The 21,549-nt window shown below is 68.0% G+C and carries 21 protein-coding genes; 4 read left to right on the top strand and 17 right to left on the bottom strand.

Annotation, left to right across the window (positions count from 1 at the left end; all coding sequences use genetic code 11):
- Nucleotides 1-272: 272 nt before the first annotated feature.
- The 5 genes from cbiE to NBG84_RS19510 all read right to left on the bottom strand — a co-directional run bounded on the left by cbiE (nt 273) and on the right by NBG84_RS19510 (nt 5,460).
- A complete protein-coding gene (gene cbiE, locus NBG84_RS19530) occupies nt 273-1,556 on the bottom strand; it encodes a precorrin-6y C5,15-methyltransferase (decarboxylating) subunit CbiE (RefSeq protein ID WP_250920783.1) in 1,284 nt (427 codons plus the stop codon).
- 314 nt (nt 1,557-1,870) lie between these two features.
- A complete protein-coding gene (locus tag NBG84_RS19525) occupies nt 1,871-2,506 on the bottom strand; it encodes a GNAT family N-acetyltransferase (protein WP_250920782.1) in 636 nt (211 codons plus the stop codon).
- Between the two features lie 237 nt (nt 2,507-2,743).
- On the bottom strand, nt 2,744-3,568 hold the full coding sequence (locus NBG84_RS19520) for a MetQ/NlpA family ABC transporter substrate-binding protein (protein ID WP_250920781.1): 825 nt from the start codon (nt 3,566-3,568) through the stop codon (nt 2,744-2,746).
- Nucleotides 3,569-3,640: 72 nt separating this feature from the next.
- Entirely contained in the window at nt 3,641-4,405 is a 765-nt protein-coding gene (locus NBG84_RS19515) for a methionine ABC transporter permease (RefSeq protein WP_250920780.1), read from the bottom strand.
- Nucleotides 4,402-5,460, bottom strand: a complete 1,059-nt coding sequence (locus NBG84_RS19510; RefSeq protein ID WP_250920811.1) for a methionine ABC transporter ATP-binding protein — start codon at nt 5,458-5,460, stop codon at nt 4,402-4,404. The genes NBG84_RS19515 and NBG84_RS19510 overlap by 4 nt, the downstream gene beginning before the upstream one ends.
- 608 nt (nt 5,461-6,068) lie before the next feature.
- Between NBG84_RS19510 and NBG84_RS19505 the strand changes: the two genes are divergently transcribed.
- Together NBG84_RS19505 and NBG84_RS19500 are read left to right on the top strand one after the other, a co-directional pair.
- The gene (locus NBG84_RS19505) at nt 6,069-6,428 is read left to right on the top strand and encodes a hypothetical protein (RefSeq protein WP_250920779.1); all 360 of its coding nucleotides are present in this window, start codon (nt 6,069-6,071) and stop codon (nt 6,426-6,428) included.
- Nucleotides 6,429-6,430: 2 nt separating this feature from the next.
- Nucleotides 6,431-6,895: a hypothetical protein gene (locus tag NBG84_RS19500; protein ID WP_250920778.1), complete on the top strand. Its 465-nt coding sequence runs from the start codon at nt 6,431-6,433 to the stop codon at nt 6,893-6,895.
- Between the two features lies 1 nt (nt 6,896).
- On the opposite strand, the gene NBG84_RS19495 is transcribed toward NBG84_RS19500, so the two are convergent.
- The 3 genes from NBG84_RS19495 to NBG84_RS19485 all read right to left on the bottom strand — a co-directional run bounded on the left by NBG84_RS19495 (nt 6,897) and on the right by NBG84_RS19485 (nt 9,296).
- Nucleotides 6,897-7,406 (bottom strand): GNAT family N-acetyltransferase, encoded by a 510-nt coding sequence (locus tag NBG84_RS19495; RefSeq protein ID WP_250920777.1) that lies wholly within the window; start codon nt 7,404-7,406, stop codon nt 6,897-6,899.
- A gap of 49 nt (nt 7,407-7,455) precedes the next feature.
- The gene (locus NBG84_RS19490) at nt 7,456-7,998 is read right to left on the bottom strand and encodes a sigma-70 RNA polymerase sigma factor region 4 domain-containing protein (protein ID WP_250920776.1); all 543 of its coding nucleotides are present in this window, start codon (nt 7,996-7,998) and stop codon (nt 7,456-7,458) included.
- Between the two features lie 107 nt (nt 7,999-8,105).
- A complete protein-coding gene (locus tag NBG84_RS19485) occupies nt 8,106-9,296 on the bottom strand; it encodes a glycerophosphodiester phosphodiesterase (protein ID WP_250920775.1) in 1,191 nt (396 codons plus the stop codon).
- A 271-nt stretch (nt 9,297-9,567) separates the two neighbouring features.
- Between NBG84_RS19485 and NBG84_RS19480 the strand changes: the two genes are divergently transcribed.
- Nucleotides 9,568-10,257, top strand: coding sequence for a lysophospholipid acyltransferase family protein (locus NBG84_RS19480; protein ID WP_250920774.1), 690 nt, complete (start codon nt 9,568-9,570; stop codon nt 10,255-10,257).
- A gap of 76 nt (nt 10,258-10,333) precedes the next feature.
- Here the strand turns inward: NBG84_RS19480 and NBG84_RS19475 are convergent, their stop codons facing one another.
- Nucleotides 10,334-11,875 carry an MFS transporter gene (locus tag NBG84_RS19475; protein WP_250920773.1) on the bottom strand — a complete coding sequence of 514 codons (1,542 nt, stop codon included), beginning with the start codon at nt 11,873-11,875 and terminating at the stop codon, nt 10,334-10,336.
- The gene (locus NBG84_RS19470; protein ID WP_250920772.1) at nt 11,872-12,423 is read right to left on the bottom strand and encodes a TetR/AcrR family transcriptional regulator; all 552 of its coding nucleotides are present in this window, start codon (nt 12,421-12,423) and stop codon (nt 11,872-11,874) included. The genes NBG84_RS19475 and NBG84_RS19470 overlap by 4 nt, the downstream gene beginning before the upstream one ends.
- Nucleotides 12,424-12,507: 84 nt before the next feature.
- Here NBG84_RS19470 and NBG84_RS19465 point away from each other — a divergent pair, with 84 nt between their 5' ends.
- Entirely contained in the window at nt 12,508-13,017 is a 510-nt protein-coding gene (locus NBG84_RS19465; protein WP_250920810.1) for an HAD domain-containing protein, read from the top strand.
- 12 nt (nt 13,018-13,029) lie between these two features.
- On the opposite strand, the gene argH is transcribed toward NBG84_RS19465, so the two are convergent.
- From argH to argC, 7 genes are all read right to left on the bottom strand, one after another.
- The gene (argH, locus tag NBG84_RS19460; protein WP_250920771.1) at nt 13,030-14,457 is read right to left on the bottom strand and encodes an argininosuccinate lyase; all 1,428 of its coding nucleotides are present in this window, start codon (nt 14,455-14,457) and stop codon (nt 13,030-13,032) included.
- Nucleotides 14,458-14,666: 209 nt separating this feature from the next.
- A complete protein-coding gene (locus NBG84_RS19455; protein WP_250920770.1) occupies nt 14,667-15,860 on the bottom strand; it encodes an argininosuccinate synthase in 1,194 nt (397 codons plus the stop codon).
- Between the two features lie 531 nt (nt 15,861-16,391).
- Complete coding sequence (locus NBG84_RS19450; protein WP_250920769.1) at nt 16,392-16,928, bottom strand: arginine repressor; 537 nt, start codon at nt 16,926-16,928, stop codon at nt 16,392-16,394.
- A 7-nt stretch (nt 16,929-16,935) separates the two neighbouring features.
- Nucleotides 16,936-18,147, bottom strand: a complete 1,212-nt coding sequence (locus tag NBG84_RS19445; RefSeq protein WP_425608661.1) for an acetylornithine transaminase — start codon at nt 18,145-18,147, stop codon at nt 16,936-16,938.
- Between the two features lie 69 nt (nt 18,148-18,216).
- Entirely contained in the window at nt 18,217-19,107 is an 891-nt protein-coding gene (argB, locus tag NBG84_RS19440; protein ID WP_250920767.1) for an acetylglutamate kinase, read from the bottom strand.
- 22 nt (nt 19,108-19,129) lie between these two features.
- Nucleotides 19,130-20,284 carry a bifunctional glutamate N-acetyltransferase/amino-acid acetyltransferase ArgJ gene (gene argJ, locus NBG84_RS19435; protein ID WP_250920766.1) on the bottom strand — a complete coding sequence of 385 codons (1,155 nt, stop codon included), beginning with the start codon at nt 20,282-20,284 and terminating at the stop codon, nt 19,130-19,132.
- 174 nt (nt 20,285-20,458) lie between these two features.
- A complete protein-coding gene (gene argC, locus NBG84_RS19430; protein ID WP_250920765.1) occupies nt 20,459-21,487 on the bottom strand; it encodes an N-acetyl-gamma-glutamyl-phosphate reductase in 1,029 nt (342 codons plus the stop codon).
- Nucleotides 21,488-21,549 lie beyond the last annotated feature (62 nt).

The raw sequence follows: 21,549 nt of genomic DNA, 5'->3' as shown, positions 1-21,549 counted from the left end.
CGTCAACAAGAACGAGCGCGTGCGCCACGCGGCACGATTGCCTACCGGACTCCAAGCATTCTCGCGGCCGTTCGCGGCCATGGCGGGGAGAACCGCCACGGTCGGCTGTGGGCTGCGCCACGTTGCGCCTCCCCCGGTCTACGGCGTACCACATACCGGAGCCAAAGCGACACTGCTTTTCCGGTTTCCCGGACATTGCCGAACGAAGCGACAAACGGCCGACGGTGCGGTACGACGGTCGGTCAGCCTACCTGGCGCCCTTCACGGCGGGGTCATGGGGCGCGGTCGGGCGCCCGGCCCGAGAGAAGGAAGACAACCGTGCGCTCGCGTTCCGCCCAGTCCCCTGGGTCGAGTTGGACGGACTGGAGCAGGGCGCACTCAACGGTGTAGCCACCGCTGGTCAGAGCGGCGCCGATCGCCTCGGCCTCATCGCGGGTGGAGGCATGGGCCACGATGCGTTCGGGGCGGCGGTCGGTGCAGGCGGTGACCACCGCCGCTCCCCCGCCGCCGATCCGGACGACATCGGGCTCGGGTAGCCGCTCCAGTACGAGTGGAGCCTGTCCGTGCACCACCTGCGTCTGGACGCCGGCGCGGCGGGCGGCGCCGTCGGTGCGGGCGCAGGCCGCCGCATCGGAGTCGACGGCGATCACCGCGGCGCCGAAGCGCGCCGCGTCGACGGCGAAGGCCCCGCCGCCCGAGCCGATGTCCCAGACGAGGTCGCCGACCCGGGGGCCGAGGCGCGCCAACTGGAGGGCGCGCAGTTCATCGGACTCCCCTTCGCTGCGCTCCCGCGAGGGAGTCGAGGCCCTGGGCGCACGGGGGTGGAGGTCGTCCCGGTTTGGGGGCTGAGCATCGCCGGCTGGTTCCGCGGGCAGCGCCCAGCCGCGTACCCCGGCGGGATACCCGGCGTCTCGACCGGCGATCCAGGCGGCCGTGGGCGCGGGGCGGGTGCCGGAGCCGCCGATGACGATCACGACATTGGGGTCACGCCAGACATGGTCGGCGGCCTTGTCGGAGGTGAGGACGGTGACCTGTTCACGCCCGGTGCCCAGTTCCTCGCAGATGACGAAGGTGCGGTGGACGCCTTCGAGCAGCAGGGCCAGCTCAACGGGGCCCGCCCCCGGGGAGGTCAGGACGGCGACCTTGGGATGTGCTCGGCAGACATTGACGGCGCGGCGGAGCGTACGGGGGTGGGCGACGACGATCTGGGCGTCGTCCCAGGGCATTCCGGCGCGGGCGAAGGCGGTGGCGACCGAGGAGACGGCGGGCACCACCTCGACCTCCAATCCGTGTTCCGGTGCGCGCAGGGTGCGTACGACGCCGAAGAAGCCCGGGTCGCCGTCGGCCAGGACGACGGCGCTGCCGCGGTGGCCGGCGATCCGGCGGGCCGCGAGATCGATGCTGCCCAGCCGGATGCGCTCGGCGCGGGCGGGCACTTCGGGGAGGGCGAGATGGTGCGGCGCACCGGCGACCAGGGTGGCGGCCATCAGGGCCGACCTGGCCGCTGCGGTCAGGGGCGACCCGTCCCAGCCGATCACGGTGACGCGGTCGGCCATCGTCGTGAGCTCCCTGATGTCGTCGCAGGTGGGGGGTGACCCCTGAGGTGAGGGGAGTGAGTGGGCAGGGTGACATTACCTGGCCACGGCAGGGTCTGGATCGGGCCGATGCCCGAAGAGATGGCCGACTGCCGGACCGATGGCCGAGTTCCAGCCTGCGAAATCCGCCAGGACCTGGTGGCGATCATGAGTTGAGGGCACCGCGCGCCCAGGCGCCAGGGAGCCGTCGTGGCGCGCTCCGCGGCTAACGCCTCAGGCCAGAGTGGTTGGGGCGGAGCCGCCGGCAAGGGCCTTCGTCGCGGGTGGGTCAGTGTTCAGTTCAGCTCATTGAACGAGGCGTATCCGAATTGCGCCATCTCGTCCGTACCGCCTTCGAGGTCTTCGGGCAGCAGGCTCCAGACGATCAGATCGGTGCGCATGTCCACCCAGTCGCCGGCGTCCGTCTGGAAGCGGGCTATCCACGCGTTGCGCAGTACGCCCTCGCTGATGCCGCCGACCTTCTGGGCCACCTGCTGCGAGGCGGTGTTGTCGGCGGGGGTTCGCAGTTCCATGCGTTCGAACTTCTGGTTGCGAAAGAGCCATTTGGCGACGGCCAGCACGGACTCGGTGGCGTACCCCTCGCCGCGCGCCCAGGGAGCGGTGACATAGGAGATCTCGGTGGCGAGGGTGTGCCAGTTGGTGTTGCGCAGCCGAATCGTCCCTACCAGGCGCTGGGTGAGGAACTCGGTGACCGCGAGGGCGATGCCGTCGCCGCGGGTGCGCTGCGCGGGAGCGATCCTGCGCACCCAGTCGTAGGCGTCCCCGCTGGTGTACGGAAGGGGCGCCGAGGTCCAGGCGGCCACCAGGTCATCGTTCATCATTTCCGTGTATGCGGGGATATCGGCGTCCTCAAAGGGGCGCAGCACCAGTCGCTCCGTGCTGATGGACACGTCCGGAAAGGTGGTAGTCATGCGCCGCTCCGTAGCCAGGGGCCTGCTGGAACCAGGAACCAGGGGGTCTGCCGAAGTGCCAAGGATGCAGCATGGACCCACCGAACTGCACCACAGGGTGCCGCACTTGTGATGTGGCGCAAACCTTTCGGCCCCGCACGCCCCTCGAAGGGGGTGCGAGGCCGAAGGGTCATGACGGTGGGAGGCCGGCGGGCTATGCACCGTTGACGGGTGACATGGGCGGAGGGCCTGGGTCGGCTAGAAGGCGGGAATGACCGAACCGTCGTACTCGTCCTCGATGAACTTCTTCACCTCGGGCGAGTTCAGCAGCTTCGCGAGCTTCACCACCTGCGGGTCCTTCTCCTTGCCTTCCTTGACGGCGAGGAAGTTGCCGTAGGGGTTGCCCTCGGCGGCTTCGAGGACCAGTGCGTCGTCCTTGGGGCTGAGCTTCGCTTGGACGGCGTAGTTGCCGTTGATCACGGCGGCGTCGACGTCATCGAGCGAACGCGGGACCTGGGCCGCCTCAAGCTCCTTGAACTGGATCTTCTTGGGGTTCTCGGCTATGTCCTTGGGGGTGGCGTCGTTGCCGGCGCCCGCCTTCAGCTTGATCAGGCCGTTCTCGTCGAGGAGCTTGAGCGCGCGGGCCTCGTTGGTGGTGTCGTTGGGCAGGGCTACGGTCGCACCCTCCTTGAGGTCCGTGATCTTCTGGACCTTGTTGGAGTAGAGGCCGAGCGGCTCCAGGTGGACCGTGACGACCGGCACGATCGTGGTGTCGTTCTTCTTGTTGAAGTCGTCGAGGTAGGGCTTGTGCTGGAAGTAGTTGGCGCCCACTTCGCCGCTCTGGGTGGCCGTGTTGGGCGTCACGTAGTCGCTGAACTCCTTGACCTCCAGCTTGAGGTCTTCCTTGGCGGCCAGCTTGTCCTTGACGAACCCGAGTATCTGGGCGTGCGGGACGGAGCTCGCGGCGACGACGAGCTTGCCGTCGGAGGCCTGGGATTCGGAGTCGGAGCCGCACGCCGAGAGTCCGAGGGTGAGGGCTCCGACGGCGAGGACAGTGGTGGTGATCTTGGTGGTGTTACGCACGAAAAGTGCCTTTCTCCATGGGTGGTGCGGGTGGTGCGACCCGAGCGGACCCGTTGAGTGGGTCCACCGGGGTCAGAGGGTCTTGCTGGTCTGGGTGGCGGCCTCGGTGGTCGTCATCGGGGCGCCTTCGGCGGGGTAGCCGTGCTGGAGGAACCGCAGCCGGGGTGTGGTGCTGCCGCGTCCACGCCGGTGGAGGCCCCGGGCCGCGTAGTCGCCGGCGAACTGGATGAGCGAGATCACCACCGCGAGGATGGCGACCGTGATCCACATCAGTTCGGTCTCGAAGCGCTGGTGGCCGAAGCGGATGGCGATGTCGCCGAGCCCGCCAGCGCCGACCGTGCCCGCCATGGCGGAGTAGCCGATGAGTACGACGACCGTGGTGGTGGCGCTGGAGATCAGGGAGGGCAGCGACTCCGGTACGAGCACCTTGCGTACGACGGTCCAGGTGCTGCCGCCCATGGACTGGACGGCTTCGACGAGCCCGCCGTCCACCTCGCGCACGGAGGTCTCCACCAGCCGGGCGAAGAACGGGATCGCACCGATGGCGAGAGGGACGATGGCGCCCTCCCGGCCGATGGTGGTGCCGGTGATCGCCTTGGTGAAGGGCATCAGCGCCACCATGAGCACGATGAACGGCATCGAGCGGGTGATGTTGACGATCTGCCCGATCACCTTGTTGGCGGCGGCGTTGCCGAGTAGTCCGCCGCGGTCGGTCAGTACCAGGACGATGCCCAGCGGAAGTCCGAGGGCCACGGCGACCGCGGTGGACCAGCCGACCATGTAGAGGGTGTCCCAACAGGCCTGCTCCAGCAGTGGCTGCATCTCCGACCAGGTCACTTGGCACCTTCCTTGACGGTGGTGGCGCGGTCGGCGGGCTTGGTGGGTTCAGCGGGTTCGACTATCCCGACCTGGAGGCCCTGCTCCCGTAGGAAGCCGATCGGCACGACGTTCTCCTCGAACGGGCCGGGCAGCTCGATGCGCATCCGCCCGACCTGCTTGCCGGCGACGGTGTCCATCGCGGCGCCCAGGATGGAGATGTCGATGTTGTAGGTGCGCGAGAGCTGGGAGATCACCGGGCGGGTGGCGGCATCGCCGTGGAAGGTGACGTCCACGACCGTGCGTCCGGGGCCTGAGGCATCACCACCGACGGGGAAGAGGGCGGTGGCCAGCTGCGATCCTGGGGTGGCGAGCAGTTCGCTCACCGTGCCGGACTCGACGATGCGCCCGTTCTCCATCAGGGCGGCGGAGTCGCAGACCGTTTTGACGACGTCCATCTCATGGGTGATGAGCAGCACCGTGAGGCCCAGACGCCGGTTGAGGTCGCGCAGGAGTTCCAGGATGGAACGAGTGGTCTCGGGGTCGAGCGCGCTGGTCGCCTCGTCCGACAGGAGCACCTTGGGGTCGCCCGCGAGGGCGCGGGCGATACCGACGCGCTGCTTCTGTCCGCCCGAGAGCTGGCCCGGATAGGCCTTGGCCTTGTCCGAGAGTCCCACCAGGTCAAGGAGTTCGAGGGCCTTGCGGGTGCGCTCTCGGCCGGAGAGTCCAAGGATCTCCAGGGGGAGTTCCACATTGTCGCGGACCGAGCGCGAGGAGAGCAGATTGAAGTGCTGGAAGACCATGCCGATGCGACTGCGTGCTTCGCGTAGTTCCTTGCCCGCTCGGGCGCCGCGTCCGACGAGGGCGGTGAGTTCCCGTCCGTTCACGGTGACGGTGCCGGCCGTGGGGCGCTCAAGGAGGTTGACGCAGCGGATGAGGGAGGATTTCCCGGCGCCGCTCTGGCCGATGACTCCGTACACCTCGCCTTCCTTGACGTGGAGGTCAACGCCGTCCAGGGCGGTGACCTCGCGTCCTCGCGAGCGGTAGACCTTGGTGAGGCCCGTGGTGGTGATCACTGGGATGTCCATCACTGTCGAGTGCACGGCACGCGGGCGCGCCGGCACGGGGCGTTCGTCTTCGGGCAGATGTCTTCGGAACGCGGCACGGTCCGGCTCCGGGGCACGCCGAACGGCTCCGGGGCGGCAAGGGGGCTAACGCGTGCGCGGTGGCAGCGGTGATCCGATCAGTCGGATCTGGGGCTGCGCGTTCTCACTTCGGGGCGCGAGGCAAAGCGGGGGCCCTCAGAAGGCGCACATTCGACACATACAACGAGCACCGGGCGTCGTGTTCGCCTCGGTCGCAAAGTTGCGGCTGCTCGTCGTGGTCATGTCGGCCAGTAAACCAGATGGCCATAACAACCGATAAGGCCCGTCCGAATAGCGGACAGCGCGTTGCGCTCACTTCCGCTGCCCGCCACCCACTCCCCATGGCAATAGAATCGCCCTGACCTGCACAAACGCCCAGGAGTCAACATCCGCCCGGCACGCGGGATGGAACTCATCCAGCGGCGGAAGCTGTGGCCAAGGCCACGATGCCCCTCTCGGAGCCGTCACATGACCCAGCAGGCTGAGCGCGTACGGGGGCGGGCGCGGCGGGCCCTTGGAGCCGTAATACGCTCGGGGGCATGCTTGACGCCCTGACGATCGCGGTCGGAGTGACCGCGCTCGCCCTCGCTGCCTGGTGCGGTCATGCCGCATATCGGGATCAACCCACCAAGGACTGGCACTTCATCGGCATGGCCGTGGTGACGGTGTTGACTCTGGTGCAGTTGGTGGTGGGAGTGGTGCAGCTGGCCCGGGGCGAGGAGCCGCACGATGGCACGGTGACCTTTGTCGCGTATCTGATCGGCGCGTTCACCGCGATCCCCGCGGCTGGTTTCCTCTCACTGACCGAGCGCAGCCGTTGGGGCTCGGCGACCGTCGCCTCGGGTGCGGTGGTACTCGCCGTGCTGGAAGTACGGCTCTATGACATCTGGGGAGGCTGACGATGGCCGAGCCCGTCACCACGAAGAAGACCGCGACCGCCACGGGAACAGCAGGGCGCTCCAAACTGGTCGCGGGACCCGGGGTGCTGCTGGTGTGGGTGTACGGGGTGATGTCGGTGGGCGCGGTATCGCGCTCCGTCTACGAGATCCTCGTCCGCTTCGACACGGCCCCGCTGGCGCATTCGCTCTCCGCGGTCGCCGCGGTGGTGTACGCGTTCATCACGTACACCCTCGTCCGGGGCGGCGAGAGGGCCCGTAGGGCGGCGCTGGTGTGCTGCGCCGCCGAACTGGCCGGCGTACTGATCGTCGGCACCTGGACCGTCTGGGACCCGTCCGCCTTCCCCGACTCCACCGTCTGGTCGGAGTACGGGATGGGCTATCTCTTCATCCCGGTGCTGCTGCCGGTGACCGGAATGCTGTGGCTGCGCCGCTCCCGCGGACAGCAGCCACCAGCAGTCGCCCCGTGACTCAGGCGCTGGTCACATATCCCAGCGCCGAGGACTCCTTCTCCAGGATCACCACGGTCAGACGCGGTCCGACCTGCTCGCGGGAGACCGGAACATAGCCACGGCTGCGGTACAGCCGGAGGTTGCCCTCGCTGCGGTGGCCGGTGAAGAGCTGAAAACGCTGGGCGGCCGTAGCCGGCTCGGCGGCGAAATGGTCCTCGATGGCGTCGAGCAACCGTCCGCCGAGGCCATGGCGCTGCATCCGGGGGTGCACGATCAGTTTGGCGATCCTGGCCGTGCCGTCGTCATCGACCCGTCCCCGCACGGACGCGACGATCTCATCGCCGAGCCGGGCCACCAGGGCATGGCCTTCGGCCAGCTCCGCTCGTAGATCGTCGAGGGGCTGGGTGAGGGGCTCGATCGCATAGTCGCCGTACAGCTCCGCCTCGCTCTGGTAACAGAGGTACTGAAGCTTGAGAATGTGCTCCGCGTCCTGGGCTCTCGCCGCTGAGATCGTCACGCTCATGCCCATGTGCACATGCCTCCCGCTCACCTGTCCACGCCAGTTGTCGGCCGGTTGTCTACCGCTCCTTTCCCCCAAGGGCAGGAGCTCCAACCTCCACCGCAAGCATTCTGCGCAGACATCCCAGGCAACGGGAACGCATGGGTCCTAGACTTCCTTGTGAGATACCCAACTCTCCTGCGATTTCGCGGTAAGTGGGGTCATCAGGGGACAACATCGCAGCCAATAGTTTTGGGCAGTTCCCCGGTGCCCGGGCGACCGCCGCCCAGAGCGCGCGATGCCGCTCGGCCCGGAGCGCCGTCCCTTCGGGGCCTTGGCCGATGTCACCCGACGGCTCGGGAGCCGTGCCGTCGATGGGGCGTTCCCGGATGGCTGCTCGGCGAGCGCGACGCGCCTCGGCGCGTACCGCAGACCGCACCCAGCGGGCGGCGTCCAAGGGCGGACCCGAGTCCTTCAGGGTCTCCAACAGCCTGAGCCAGACGGCCTGTTCGAGGTCGGCGGCGTCCATCGCGGCGGCCGGCGCCTCCGCCGTCGCCTCAGCGCGGACCAGTGGGCGCAGGGTGGTGACGGCGGAGGCGGAGAGTTCCTCGGGAAGCGTCATGCCGAGCGGGACGTGCGGCTGCCGGGCGGCGGTTGCCGGCGCCCCGCACTGTCACCCGTACGGGCAGTCGCCCCATCCCGGCGACCGCGGCGGTCCGTCGCGGCCCGCTAGCGGCGGACTGCGGCGGCGGCGAGCAGACCGGTGTCCGGCTGGTCGGTGAAGATCCCGTCGATACCGGTCGCGAGGTAGCGCTGGTAGGCGCCGAAGACATCGCCGTAGGCGTTGGGTTCGATGCCCGGCGTCCCGTCACGGTCGCGCCGGAAGTCGGCGGGCAGAAAGCTGTTCTCGTTCCGCAGGGTGTACGGGTGGACGATCAGACGCTGGCGGTGGGCGTCACGCACCAGGGTGGTCGGCTCGCCGAGCCGGCCACCGGAGTCCTTGGGAATCACCAGGTCGAGGGTGGGTCCGATGCCCTGGGCGAAGGTGGCGATCCACTTCAGTCCCTCGGGCTTGACGAGATCGGCGACCGTACGGGGATCACCGGCCACCGTGAAGTCCCAGGGCCTGCTGGTGGGCCCGGAGAGCAGGACCACCCGGGGCGCGGAGACCAGTCGGGCCATCCGCCGCATGCTGTCGGGCTCAAACGACTGGACGAAGACCGGAGCGTTACGACCGTCCCGGCGATAGCGGCGCAGCAGACGGGCCAGCGGCTCCTCCAGGCCGAGGCCGAGCTGGCGGAAGTAGGTGGGGTGCTTGGTTTCGATGTGCAGCCAGACCGGGCGGTCTCGGCGGCGCCCTTCCTTGTCGGCCCAGCGCAGCACCTCCTCGAAGGAGGGGATGGGCCAGCGGCCGTCGTAGAGCGAGTTGTCCGGACGGTTGCCGGGGATGCGTTCCTTGGCCCGGAGGGTCTTGAGCTCGGCCAGGGTGAAGTCCTCGGTGAACCAACCGGTCAGGCGTGTCCCGTCGATCGTCTTGGTCGCCTTACGGCCGGCGAACTCGGGATGCTCGGCGACATCCGTCGTCCCGGTGATGTCGTTCTCATGACGGCAGACGAGATGACCGTCCTTGGTGGGCACCAGATCCTGCTCGATGACATGGGCACCCATGTCCAGTGCGAGCTGATAGGCACCCATGGTGTGCTCGGGGCGATAGCCGCTGGCGCCGCGGTGGGCGATCACGGTGGGCACTGGCAGCTGGCGGTACGAGCCCCCGGGCCGGGGCGGTCCGTCGTCGAGGGCGCTGGCAGCGGCCTGTGTGGTGGTGGCTCCCACGCCGAGCGCGGCGGTGGAGAGCACCGCCGCTCCCAGCACCGTGCGCCGCCCCGGAGCACTCTCGCCGCCCTGTCGCACCTGTGTCATTGGAGCGCCTCCTTGGTTGTCGGCGCGGTGCTCCCCGTCGGTGCTCCGCGCTTGGTCTGATGCACTGTCGACGCTAGGCAGTCATCACTTCCCCGGGGAGGACCACGGGCGAACAGAGCGCGAATACTCATCAACGGCGGGTATCCGATTCGTGAACCCGATGTGCGATCGGGCGTTTGCCGCGAGTATCGTCCTCACCTGCGCGGACCATGGCGGATCAGAAGAGGTCCGAGAGGGTCTCGCCCAGGCCGCCGACCGCTGCCGTCCCTTCATGACACCGGAGGACCCGTTGTCCCGCTTGACCCTCATCAAGGCCGCTCTAGGACCGATCCTGCGCCTGATGTTCCGTCCCCGCGTGGAGGGTGTGGAGAGCATTCCCGGGTCCGGTCCCGTCATTTTGGCGGGTAATCACCTCACCTTCATCGACTCCATGATCCTTCCCCTGGTGTGCACCCGGCCGGTGTACTTCATCGGTAAGGACGAGTACGTCACGGGGAAGGGCCTCAAGGGCCGGGCGATGGCTTGGTTCTTCATCGGTGTCGGCATGATCCCGGTCGACCGGGACGGTGCGAACGGCGGAGTGGCCGCGCTGATGACCGGCCGTCGGGTGCTGGAGGAGGGCAAGCTCTTCGGGATCTACCCCGAGGGGACCCGTTCCCCCGACGGGCGGCTCTACCGGGGCCGTACCGGAATCGCCCGGCTCACCTTGATGACCGGGGCGCCCGTGGTGCCCTTCGCGGTGATCGGTACGGACAAGCTCCAGCCGGGCGGGGCCGGACTGCCTCGGCCGGGCCGGGTGACGATCCGCTTCGGCAAGCCGATGGAGTTCTCCCGGTACGAGGGCATGGACCGGGACCGCTATGTGCTGCGTGCGGTCACCGACTCGGTGATGACCGAGGTGATGCGGCTGTCGGGCCAGGAGTACGTCGACATGTACGCGACCAAGGCCAAAGCCGCCTGACGCTGACGGCTCATGGGTGTGGGCCAGACCCCCGACCGGGGTCTGGCCCACACCCATGAGCGGGTCCCGCGGCCCTCTACGGGTGCTCAACACCGCTTTCCAGGCGCTGGCCCTTCAGCAGGAACCAGGCGGCGACTGCGGTGACCAGCAGAACCACCGAGCCAACCGCCCCGGCGAGATGGAAACCGTCGGCGAAGGCACTCTGCGCCGATGAGAGCAGGGCCGCGCTCTGCTCCGACGGCAGCCCCGCCGTCGCCTGAGCCGCGCCCCCGAGGGAGTCGCGGGCCGCGTCGGCGACCTCCGCGGGCACCCCCTGCGGCACGGCGAAGCCACGGTAGACGCCCGTCACCACCGAGCCCAGCAGCGCGATGCCAAGGGCCGCTCCCAACTCGTACGCCGTCTCGGAGACCGCGGACGCGGCACCCGCCTGTTCCTTGGGGACGCTGGAGAGGATCACATCGGCGGTCACGGTGAAGGCGAGACCGGCACCTATGCCACCGAGGAACAGGGCGAGCCCCATGGAGAGCGGCCCGGTCTCGGCGGTCAGCAGGGTGCACGACGCAAGCGCCAGACCGACCGCGGCCAATCCCCCGGACACGGCACTGCGCACGGACGCCCTCCGGGCGATGTAACCGGCGAGCAGACCGGCCAGCACCGCGCCGACGGCCGCCGGCAGTTCGATGAGACCCGCCTCCAGCGGCGATCGTCCTTGGACGAGTTGCAGGAACTGGGAGAGGAAGAAGACCAGTCCGGAGAGTCCGAGGATGGTCAGCAGATCGGCGAGGACCGCACCGGAGAAGCCCCGGTTGTGGAAGAGCCGTACGTTCAGCAGCGGTGAGTCAAGGGTCAACTGCCGTCGGACGAACCAGTACAGCGAGCCGATGCCGATGACCGCCGAGCCGGCCGAGATCACACCGATGCCGTGCACCGCCATCTCCTTGATGGCGTAGACGATGGCGACCATGCCCACCAGTGAGAGGGCGACGCTGAGCAGATCCCAGGGGCCCGGGTTGGGATTGCGGGACTCGGGGAGCAGCTTGACACCGACGACCACCAGTACCGCCATCACCGGCAGATTGATCAGGAAGACCGAGCCCCACCAGAAGTGCTCCAGCAGGAACCCGCCCACGACCGGCCCGACAGCCGCGCCGGCTGAGGCGGCCGCGCCCCAGATGCCCACCGCGATGCTGCGCTCTTTGGGGTCGTGGAAGAGGTTGCGGATCAGGGCGAGCGTGGAGGGCATCAGGGTCGCGCCGGCGACACCCAGCAGGGCTCGCGCTATGATCATCATCTCCGGGCTGGTGGCGTAGGCGTTGAGGACCGACACCGCCCCGAATGCCACCGCACCCGTGAGCAGCAGCTTCTTCCGGCCGATGCGATCGCCGAGGCTGCCCATGGAGATCAAGAGGCCGGCGATGATGAATGAGTAGACATCGCCGATCCACAGCAGTTCGGTGCCGGACGGCTTGAGGTCCTCGCTCAGAAACGGTGTGGCGAGTCCCAGCACGGTGGCGTCGACCGCGACCAGCAGTACGGCCAGCACCAGTACGGCCAGCGCGAGCCAGCGACCTGGTGCTCGTACGGTCGTCTCCTTCGTCAGCTGGTCGGTACCGCTCACTTCTCCACGCTCCGTCGGGTGACACCGCCGAGCAGTAGCTCGGCGATCATGAATTGGTAGTCCTTGCTGGCGACCCGGCCTGATTGGACGGCCCAGGCGCCCGAGCCGACCAGCCCGTACAGCGCCTCGGTGAGCCAGGCGGCGGTGAGGTCGATACGGAAGTCGCCGTCTTCCTGGCCGCGCTGGAAGAGTCCGGAGACCCGGGCGTCGAGTTCGGCCCAGCCCTCGTTGACCGAGCCCTCGAAGAGCTGGTTCTCGGTGAAGAGGAAGCCCAGCAGGGCGGCGTTGGACTCGGTCTCGGCGATCAGCCGGCGCAGCGCGTCCAGGGCGCTTCCCTCATCGAGTCGAGCCGCGTCCAGCGCCATTTGGAACTCTCGGATGCCGAGGTCTTCCAGGGCGCGCACCAGGGCGTCCCGCCCGGCGAAGTGCCGGTGGAGGGTGGCGCGGCCGATCCCGGCGGCCTTGGCGACCTCGTCCATGGTCGCGGTGGCCTTGCGGGAGAGAAGGGCAGCGGCGGTACGCAGAACCTGCTCGCGGTCGACTGTCATGAGACGAGCATAGACCATATGAGACATCAATGTCTCATTAGATATTGCGTTGAATCATTCAGCGCCGAGAGGAAGGGTGTGCGGGTGAAGCCGCTGCTGCTGATCGACATCGACGGGCCGCTCAATCCCTACGGCGGAAAGCCTGAGCGCCGGCCTGAGGGCTACACGACCCACCGGATGCGGCCGATGGGCTGGACCCATCCCAAGCCGCTGCGGGTCTGGCTCAACCCGGGCCATGGCGGGGAGCTGTTGGCGCTCGCCGAGCACTTCGAGCTGGTGTGGGCGACGACCTGGAAGGCGGAGGCCAATGTCTGGGTCGGCCCCGTGCTGGGACTTCCGGAGCTACCCCATGTCGAATGGCCCGTGATGCATGGCGCGGCACCGCGCGGGACGTTCTGGAAGACCCAGTACATACTCCGGTACGCGGCGGGGCGCCCCTTCGCCTGGATCGATGACGAGATCACCGAACCGGATCGGGAGTTCGTGGCGGCCAACCACCTCGCCGCCGCCCTACTGCTCCGCGTCGACCACCGCATCGGGCTGATCCGACCGGACTTCGACGCACTCGCGGAGTGGGCGACGGCGCTGGAGTGACCTTCTCGCTGGTTAGCGCTCGGCGCCGGCCCAACGGTGCTGGACGGCAAGATCGGCCTTGACCTCGGACAGCTGTACGGCGACGGCTGACGGAGCCGTACCGCCACGGCCGTTACGGGCCGCGAGCGCGCCCGTGACGCTGAGCACCGAGCGGACCTCGGGGGTCAGATGGGGAGAGATCTTGGCGAACTGCTCGTCGGTGAGCTGATCCAGCTCAATGCCCTGGCTCTCGCACTCCTTGACGCACTCCCCCGCGACCTCATGCGCCACACGGAACGGCACCCCCTGCTTGACCAGCCACTCCGCGATATCCGTCGCCAGCGAGAACCCGGCCGGGGCGAGCTCCGCCATCCGCGCACGGTTGACCGTCAGGGTGGCCATCATTCCGGTGAAGGCGGGCAGCAGCACTTCCAGCTGGTCGCAGGAGTCGAAGACCGGCTCCTTGTCCTCCTGGAGATCGCGGTTGTACGCGAGGGGCAGCGCCTTCAAGGTGGCCAGCAGACCGGTGAGGTTGCCGATGAGCCGACCGGACTTACCGCGGGCCAGTTCGGCGATGTCCGGGTTCTTCTTCTGCGGCATGATCGACGAGCCGGTGGAGAAGGCGTCATGGAGGGTGACGAAGGAGAACTCCTTCGTGTTCCAGATGATGACCTCCTCCGCGATCCGGGAGAGGTTCACCCCGATCATCGCGGTGATGAACGCGAACTCCGCCACGAAGTCGCGGGAGGCCGTGCCGTCGATGGAGTTGCCGACCGAGCCGTGCTCAAAGCCCAGCTCCGCGGCGACCGCCTCGGGGTCAAGACCCAGCGAGGACCCGGCCAGCGCACCGGAGCCGTACGGGGAGACGGCTGTCCGCGCGTCCCACTGCCGCAACCGCTCGGCGTCCCGGGACAGCGACTGGACATGCGCCAGTACATGGTGGGCGAAGAGGACCGGCTGGGCGTGCTGAAGATGGGTCCGACCCGGCATCGCCACATCGGGGTGGGCCTCGGCGAGTCCCACCAGTGCGTCCTGGAGCTCGGCGATCAGGGAACCGATGATCCGGGCGTGGTCGCGCAGGTACATCCGAAAGAGGGTGGCGATCTGGTCGTTGCGGGAGCGTCCGGCACGCAGCTTGCCACCGAGATCGGGGCCGAGCCGCTCCAGCAGCCCGCGCTCCAGCGCGGTGTGGACGTCCTCGTCGGCGATGGTGCCGACAAAGGAACCGTCAGCTACATCGGCCTCCAGCTGGTCGAGACCGGCCAGCATCCGGGTGAGTTCGTCCTCGGTGAGCAGGGCCGCCTTGTGCAGCACCCGGGCGTGGGCACGCGACCCGGCGATGTCATAGGGCGCGAGCCGCCAGTCGAAGTGGACCGACGCGGACAGCTTGGCCAACGCCTCTGCCGGACCATCGGCAAACCGGGCGCCCCAGAGCCGGACATCACCGTTGTTGCTGCTCACAGCTTCAAGCTCCTCGGAAATATGGATGTACGACCGCCTCCCCGCGACGGAGGTTACGGGGAGGCGGCTTTCTCACGGATGTACGGGCGTACGGTTCTGAGACCCACGGCTCGTGGAGACGCACGGTTCTCACGGACGTACGGAGGGCAGTCCTTCCAGACTCGCGGGCTGTCCCGGAAATCCGGGGCGTCCCAGGGGCCCGGTGGGGATCAGGCCAGGTCCCGCTTGGCGGCGATCTTCGAGGAGAGACCGAAGATCTCGATGAAGCCCTGGGCCTTCGACTGGTCGAAGGTGTCGCCGGAGTCGTAGGTGGCGAGGTTGAAGTCATAGAGCGACTCATCGGACTTCCGACCGGTGACAACGGCCCGGCCGCCGTGCAGGGTCATCCGGATATCACCGGTGACGTGCTGGTTGGCCTCGTTGATAAAGCCGTCCAGGGCGCGCTTGAGCGGGGAGAACCACAGGCCGTCGTAGACCATCTCGCCCCAGCGCTGCTCGACCTGCCGCTTGTAGCGGGCCAGCTCACGCTCGACCGTGACGCTCTCCAGCTCCTGGTGGGCGGTGATCAGTGCGATCGCGCCCGGGGCCTCGTACACCTCGCGGGACTTGATGCCGACGAGCCGGTCCTCGACCATGTCGATCCGGCCGATGCCCTGCTCTCCGGCCCGCTCATTGAGCTGCTGGATCGCCTGGAGCACGGTGACGGGCTTGCCGTCGATGGCGACCGGGACGCCCTCCTTGAAGGAGATGACGACCTCATCGGCCTCGCGCGGGATAGCCGGGTTGGAGGTGTACTCGTAGATGTCCTCGATCGGAGCGTTCCAGATGTCTTCCAGGAAGCCCGTCTCAACGGCCCGGCCGAAGACGTTCTGGTCGATGGAGTACGGAGACTTCTTGGTGGTCGCGATCGGAAGCTGCTTGGCCTCGCAGAAGGCGATGGCCTTGTCCCGGGTCATCGCGTAGTCACGGACCGGGGCGATGCACTTCAGATCGGGGCCGAGCGCGGAGATGCCGGCCTCGAAGCGGACCTGGTCGTTGCCCTTGCCGGTGCAGCCATGGGCGACGATGCCGGCGTTGTGCTTGCGGGCGGCGGCGACGAGGTGCTTGACGATCGTGGGCCGGGAGAGCGCGGAGACCAGCGGATACCGGTCCATGTAGAGCGCATTGGCCTTGATCGCCGGCAGGCAGTACTCATCGGCGAACTCGTCCTTGGCGTCAGCCACCTCGGCTTCCACGGCACCGCAGGCGAGCGCGCGCTTGCGGATGACGTCCAGGTCCTCGCCGCCCTGGCCGACGTCCACGGCAACGGCGATGACCTCGGCGCCCGTCTCCTCGGCGATCCAGCCGATGGCGACGGAGGTGTCCAGACCGCCCGAGTAGGCGAGTACGACGCGCTCGGTCACGGGATTCTCCTTACGATGCATTCGACGATGGAATAAGTATGCACTCCCCTGCATGTTTCGTCAATGTTAGTCGCGCGGGGGCGGTCAGCGCAGACAACCCGCGGTGGGGGACGGCGCTACGAAAGCGCAGAAGGCCGGATTCACACGTTCTCTCAGCGAGCCTGCGCGAAGTGAGCCTGGACGGGCTGCCGGCACTGCCTCTTCCACTGCCTCAGCGCCACACGGACCGCGGCTGACCAGGCGAAGGAGTCCTGGCGTGGTTCGGCCGAGTGCGGGTACGGGGCTGATGCTGATGCTGATGCTGATGCTGATGCTGGTGCTGGTGCTGGTGCTCCGGGGCATGGTCTGCCGCCGATGGACACTGCCCCGTCTGAGGCCTGCGGGTGGGATACGGATCCGTGCGAATGGCGGAGGCCGGACCAGCACCCAAGGAAGCCGCGCCGGCCAGCAACGCCACGGCCTGGCGGAGGCGGGAGGTGAAACCCGGTCTCCGTCAGGCCATGGGATGCGAGGGGCGGCCGGCCCTTCGCGCTAGCGGTCGTTCTGCGCCAGCCGCAGCAGATGATCGGCGAGCGCCTGGCCACCGAGTGGGTCGCGGCTGATCAGCATCAGGGTGTCATCGCCGGCGATGGTGCCGAGGATGTCATGGAGCTCGGCCTGGTCGATGGCCGAAGCGAGGAACTGGGCAGCGCCCGGTGGCGTCCGCAGGACCACCAGATTGGCGGATGCCTCCGCGGAGATCAGCAGCTCTCCGGCGAGCCTGCGCATCCGCTCCTCCTTGGCCGACTCGCCGAGCGGGGCTTGCGGGGTACGGAAGCCGCCCTCGCTGGGCACGGCGTAGATCAGCTCACCACCGGTGTTGCGGATCTTCACCGCGCCCAGTTCGTCGAGGTCGCGGGAGAGCGTCGCCTGGGTGACGTTCAGCCCGCTGTCCGCGAGGAGCTTGGCCAGTTGGCTCTGTGAGCGCACTGGCTGTCGGTTGAGGATGTCCACGATCCGGCGGTGACGGGCCATCCGGGTCTGCGGTACGGCCGGCCCCCCGTGCTCGGTTTCCTGCGCCTCGGTCATCGTCGTCTCATTCTCCGGATCGTCCATCCCCACTCGTCGCGTTCGTCGCGTTCACCGCGTCGAGAATGCCGGGCAGGGCCTGAAGGAACGCATCCACCTCCGCCTCGCCGATGACCAGGGGCGGAACCAGTCGTAGGACATCGGGGGCGGGGGCGTTCACCAGGAAGCCGGCGCTCTGAGCCGCGAGCTGCACCTGGGGCGCGAGGGGCTCGTTGAGCACGATACCCAGCATCAGGCCCGCACCTCGGACATGAGAGATCAAGGGGTGTCCGGCTTCTGCCACTCCGTCCCGGATCTTCTCCCCCAACCGCTTGACTCGGTCAAGCAGCCCATCCGCGGCCAGCGTGTCCAGTACGGCGAGACCTGCGGCGCAGGCCACCGGGTTGCCGCCGAAGGTGGCGGCGTGATGACCGGGCTTCAGCAACTCGGCGGCCTCACCGAAGACCACGGTGGCACCGAGCGGCAACCCACCGCCCAGGCCCTTCGCCAGTGTGACGACATCGGCCTCCACGCCCTCCGCCTGGGCGGCGAACCAATGGCCGGTACGGCCGATGCCCGTCTGCACCTCGTCCAAGACAAGCAGTGTTCCGGTGGCTCGGGTGATCTCCCGGGCCGCCTTGAGGTAGCCCTCGGGGGGCACCACCACACCGCTCTCCCCCTGCACGGGCTCGATGATGACGAGCGCGGTCTCCTCGGTGACAGCGGCCCGCAGGGCATCGGCGTCACCATAGGGAACGTGGGTGACATCGCCCGGGAGCGGCAGGAAGGGCGCCTGCTTGGCGGGCTGTCCCGTGAAGGCGAGTGCGCCCATGGTGCGGCCGTGGAAACCACCGGAGGTGGCGACCATACGGGTACGGCCCGTCAGCCGTCCGATCTTGAAGGCCGCTTCATTGGCCTCGGTACCGGAGTTGCAGAAGAAGACCCGTCCCGGGCGGCCGAACAGCTGGATCAGCCGCTCGGCGAGCGCGACGGCCGGCTCCGAGACATAGAGGTTGGAGACATGCCCCAGGGAGGCGATCTGCCGGGAGACCGCTTCGACCACGGCCGGGTGAGCATGACCGAGCGCGTTCACCGCGAGCCCGGCGACGAAGTCGGTGTACGCGGTGCCGTCCGCGTCCCAGACCGTGGCGCCCGCTCCGCGTACGAGAGAGAGCTGGGGCGTGCCGTAGTTGTCGGTCATCACGCCCTGCCAGCGCAGCGCGAGTTCCTGGTTGGTCATCATTCCCCCTCGGGTGTCGGAGAGCACGGAAAGTCATAGGGCATGGGTGCGTCAGCGGGCATGGGCGGGTCAGAGGGCATCGGGAACGACCATCGTCCCGATGCCTTCGTCGGTGAAGATCTCCAACAGGATGGAGTGCGGGACCCGGCCGTCAATCACCCTGGCCGTGTTGACCCCGTTGCGCACCGCGAAGAGACAGCCCTGCATCTTGGGGACCATTCCGCTGGAGAGGTCCGGCAGCAACTTCTCCAACTGGGTGGCGGTGAGCCGTGAGATCACCTCGTCGCTGTTGGGCCAGTCCACATAGAGCCCCTCGACATCGGTGAGGACCATCAGTGTTTCCGCGCCCAGAGCCGCAGCGAGTGCCGCAGCCGCCGTATCAGCATTGACGTTGTAGACATGCCCGTCGTCCTCCGCCCGTGCGATGGAAGAGACGACCGGGATACGACCGTCAGCCAACAGCGCTTCAATGGCGCCGCTATCGATCCGGGTGATCTCACCGACCCGGCCGATGTCGACCAACTCACCATCGATCATGGGCTGGTGTTTGGTCGCGGTGATGGTGTGCGCGTCCTCACCGGTGAGACCGACAGCGAGCGGCCCGTGCTGGTTGAGCAACCCCACCAGTTCGCGCTGGACCTGGCCGGCCAGCACCATGCGGACCACATCCATCGCCTCGGGCGTGGTGACCCTCAGTCCGGCCTTGAACTCGCTGACCAGACCGTGTCGATCAAGCTGGGCACTGATCTGCGGACCGCCACCGTGCACCACGACGGGACGCAGGCCCGCCTGGCGAAGAAAGACCACATCCTGCGCGAAAGCGGCCTTGAGGTCCTCGTCCACCATGGCGTTGCCGCCGAACTTCACGACGACGATCTTGCCGTTGTGCCGGGTGAGCCAGGGCAGCGCCTCGATGAGGATCTGTGCCTTGGGCAGGGCGGTGTGCTTACGAGTGCTCATAAAGCTGAAGGTCCCCGAATCCTCAGGAGGAGTAGGCGCTGTTCTCATGGACGTAGTCGGCGGTCAGGTCATTCGCCCAGATGACGGCGGACTGGGACCCCGCGGCCAGATCGGCGGTGATCCTCACCTCACGGAAGCGCATATCGACAAGATCGCGGTCCGCGCCGACGCCGCCGTTCTTGCAGACCCAGATGTCGTTGATGGCGACATTGAGCCGGTCGGGCTCGAAGACGGCCGCGGTCGTGCCGATGGCGGAGAGCACCCGCCCCCAATTGGGGTCCTCACCATGGATGGCGCACTTCAGGAGATTGTTCCGGGCAATGGACCGGCCCACCTCGACGGCGTCATCCTCACTCGCGGCGCCGATCACCTCGATGCGGATGTCCTTGCTCGCGCCCTCCGCGTCACCGATCAACTGGCGCGCGAGGTCGTCACAGACCTCACGGACAGCGGCGGCGAACGCCTCGTACGCCGGTACGACACCGGAAGCACCGGAGGCCAGCAGCAACACCGTGTCATTGGTGGACATACAGCCATCGGAATCGATCCGGTCAAAGGTGAGGCGAGTGGCGTCGCGCAGCGCCTTGTCCAGGCCGGGAGCGTCCAGATCGGCATCGGTGGTGAGGACCACCAGCATGGTGGCGAGCCCGGGAGCCAGCATCCCGGCGCCCTTGGCCATTCCCCCGACGGTCCAACCGTCGCCCTCACGGACCGCGGTCTTATGGACGGTGTCGGTGGTCTTGATGGCGATCGCGGCCTTCTCACCGCCGTGCTCGGAGAGCTGCCCAGCGGCGGTCTCGACGCCAGGAAGCAGCTTGTCCATGGGAAGGAGCAGACCGATCAGACCGGTGGAGGCCACCGCGATCTCACCCGCGCTATGGCCCGGCAGGACCTCAGCGGCCTTCTCGGCGGTGGCGTGGGTGTCCTGGAAGCCCTGCGGACCGGTGCAGGCGTTGGCACCGCCGGAATTCAGCACGACCGCACTGACCACACCCCCCTTGAGCACCTGCTCGGACCAGAGGACGGGCGCGGCCTTGACCCGGTTGGAAGTAAAGACGCCGGCGGCGGCACGGCGCGGGCCGTTGTTGACCACCAGGGCCAGGTCCGGATTGCCGCTCTCCTTGATACCGGCGGCGATGCCCGCTGCCGTGAAACCCTTCGCTGCGGTGACGCTCACTGCCACTCCTTGTTCGCTTCTCCGCGCGCCCAGCGCGCCCCTACCACTCTCAACGTCACCCGCGGCCCGTCGGCTGACCGCACGACGCTCACTGCCACTCCTTGTTCGCTTCTCCGCGCGCCCAGCGCGCTACCGTCATCGTGGCTCTGCTCGCGGTCTGGTTCCGTACGCCCATCACGGCGCGAGCCCCACCAGGGGCAGTCCCAGACCCTCAGGTAGGCCAAGGGCGATGTTCATGCTCTGGATCGCACCGCCGGCCGTGCCCTTGGTCAGGTTGTCGATCGCGCTGATCGCGATGACGCGGTTGGCGGCCTCGTCATACGCCACCTGTATCTGCACCGCGTTCGAACCCCCGACGGAGGCGGTCGCGGGCCACTGGCCCTCAGGCAGCAACCGAACGAATGGTTCATCCGCGTAGGCCTTCTCATAGGCGGTACGCACATCCTGCGCGGTCGTGCCCGGCGTGGCCTTGGCCGAACAGGTGGCGAGGATGCCACGGGCCATGGGCGCGAGGGTGGGGGTGAAGGAGACGGTGACCCTCTCCCCCGCGACCGCGCTGAGGTTCTGGATCATCTCCGGGGTGTGTCGATGGCCGCCACCGACCCCGTAGGGGCTCATCGAACCCATCACTTCGGAGCCGAGGAGATGCGGCTTGGGCGCCTTGCCCGCGCCGGATGTCCCGGAAGCCGCGGTGATGACCGCCTCGGGTTCGGCAAGACCCGCCGCATACGCCGGGAAGAGCGCGAGGGAGACCGCCGTGGGATAGCAACCGGGTACCGCGATGCGCTTGGACCCCTCCAGCGCGGCACGGGCACCCGGTAGTTCAGGGAGGCCATAGGGCCAGGTGCCGGCGTGTGGGGAGCCGTAGAACCGCTCCCAGTCACCGGCGTCCTTGAGACGGAAATCCGCCCCCATGTCGACGACGAGGACATCGTCGCCAAGCTGTTCCGCGACGGCAGCGGACTGCCCGTGCGGCAGGGCCAGAAAGACCACGTCATGCCCGGCCAGCACCTCGGTCGTGGTGGGCTCAAGAACGCGGTCGGCCAGGGGCATCAGATGGGGCTGAAGGCTGCCGAGACTCTGGCCGGCGTTGGAGTTGCCCGTGAGCGCGCCGATCTCCACACCGGGGTGGGCGATCAACAGTCGGAGTACCTCTCCTCCCGCGTAACCGCTCGCTCCTGCCACTGCTGCTCGAACCGCCATCGAACCTCCTCATCGATGGCATGACTATACGCAGCACCGCACTTTTATGCAACGAATCAAGG

Source organism: Streptomyces albipurpureus (assembly GCF_023701525.1).
Taxonomy (GTDB): domain Bacteria; phylum Actinomycetota; class Actinomycetes; order Streptomycetales; family Streptomycetaceae; genus Streptomyces; species Streptomyces albipurpureus.
The sequence above is the reverse complement of the archived record's forward strand: the minus strand, read 5'-3'. Positions and strand labels throughout refer to the sequence as shown.

Excerpts from the sequence above, each read along its gene's own strand:
- NBG84_RS19485 (WP_250920775.1), bottom strand. The coding sequence starts at position 9,296 with ATGACACAGGTGCGACAGGGCGGCGAGAGTGCTCCGGGGCGGCGCACG.
- argC (WP_250920765.1), bottom strand. The coding sequence starts at position 21,487 with ATGGCGGTTCGAGCAGCAGTGGCAGGAGCGAGCGGTTACGCGGGAGGA.
- NBG84_RS19480 (WP_250920774.1), top strand. The coding sequence starts at position 9,568 with ATGACACCGGAGGACCCGTTGTCCCGCTTGACCCTCATCAAGGCCGCT.
- NBG84_RS19495 (WP_250920777.1), bottom strand. The coding sequence starts at position 7,406 with ATGGGCATGAGCGTGACGATCTCAGCGGCGAGAGCCCAGGACGCGGAG.
- cbiE (WP_250920783.1), bottom strand. The coding sequence starts at position 1,556 with ATGGCCGACCGCGTCACCGTGATCGGCTGGGACGGGTCGCCCCTGACC.
- NBG84_RS19505 (WP_250920779.1), top strand. The coding sequence starts at position 6,069 with ATGCTTGACGCCCTGACGATCGCGGTCGGAGTGACCGCGCTCGCCCTC.
- argB (WP_250920767.1), bottom strand. The coding sequence starts at position 19,107 with ATGAGCACTCGTAAGCACACCGCCCTGCCCAAGGCACAGATCCTCATC.
- NBG84_RS19525 (WP_250920782.1), bottom strand. The coding sequence starts at position 2,506 with ATGACTACCACCTTTCCGGACGTGTCCATCAGCACGGAGCGACTGGTG.
- NBG84_RS19490 (WP_250920776.1), bottom strand. The coding sequence starts at position 7,998 with ATGACGCTTCCCGAGGAACTCTCCGCCTCCGCCGTCACCACCCTGCGC.
- NBG84_RS19470 (WP_250920772.1), bottom strand. The coding sequence starts at position 12,423 with ATGACAGTCGACCGCGAGCAGGTTCTGCGTACCGCCGCTGCCCTTCTC.
- NBG84_RS19500 (WP_250920778.1), top strand. The coding sequence starts at position 6,431 with ATGGCCGAGCCCGTCACCACGAAGAAGACCGCGACCGCCACGGGAACA.
- NBG84_RS19450 (WP_250920769.1), bottom strand. The coding sequence starts at position 16,928 with ATGACCGAGGCGCAGGAAACCGAGCACGGGGGGCCGGCCGTACCGCAG.
- NBG84_RS19445 (WP_425608661.1), bottom strand. The coding sequence starts at position 18,147 with ATGACCAACCAGGAACTCGCGCTGCGCTGGCAGGGCGTGATGACCGAC.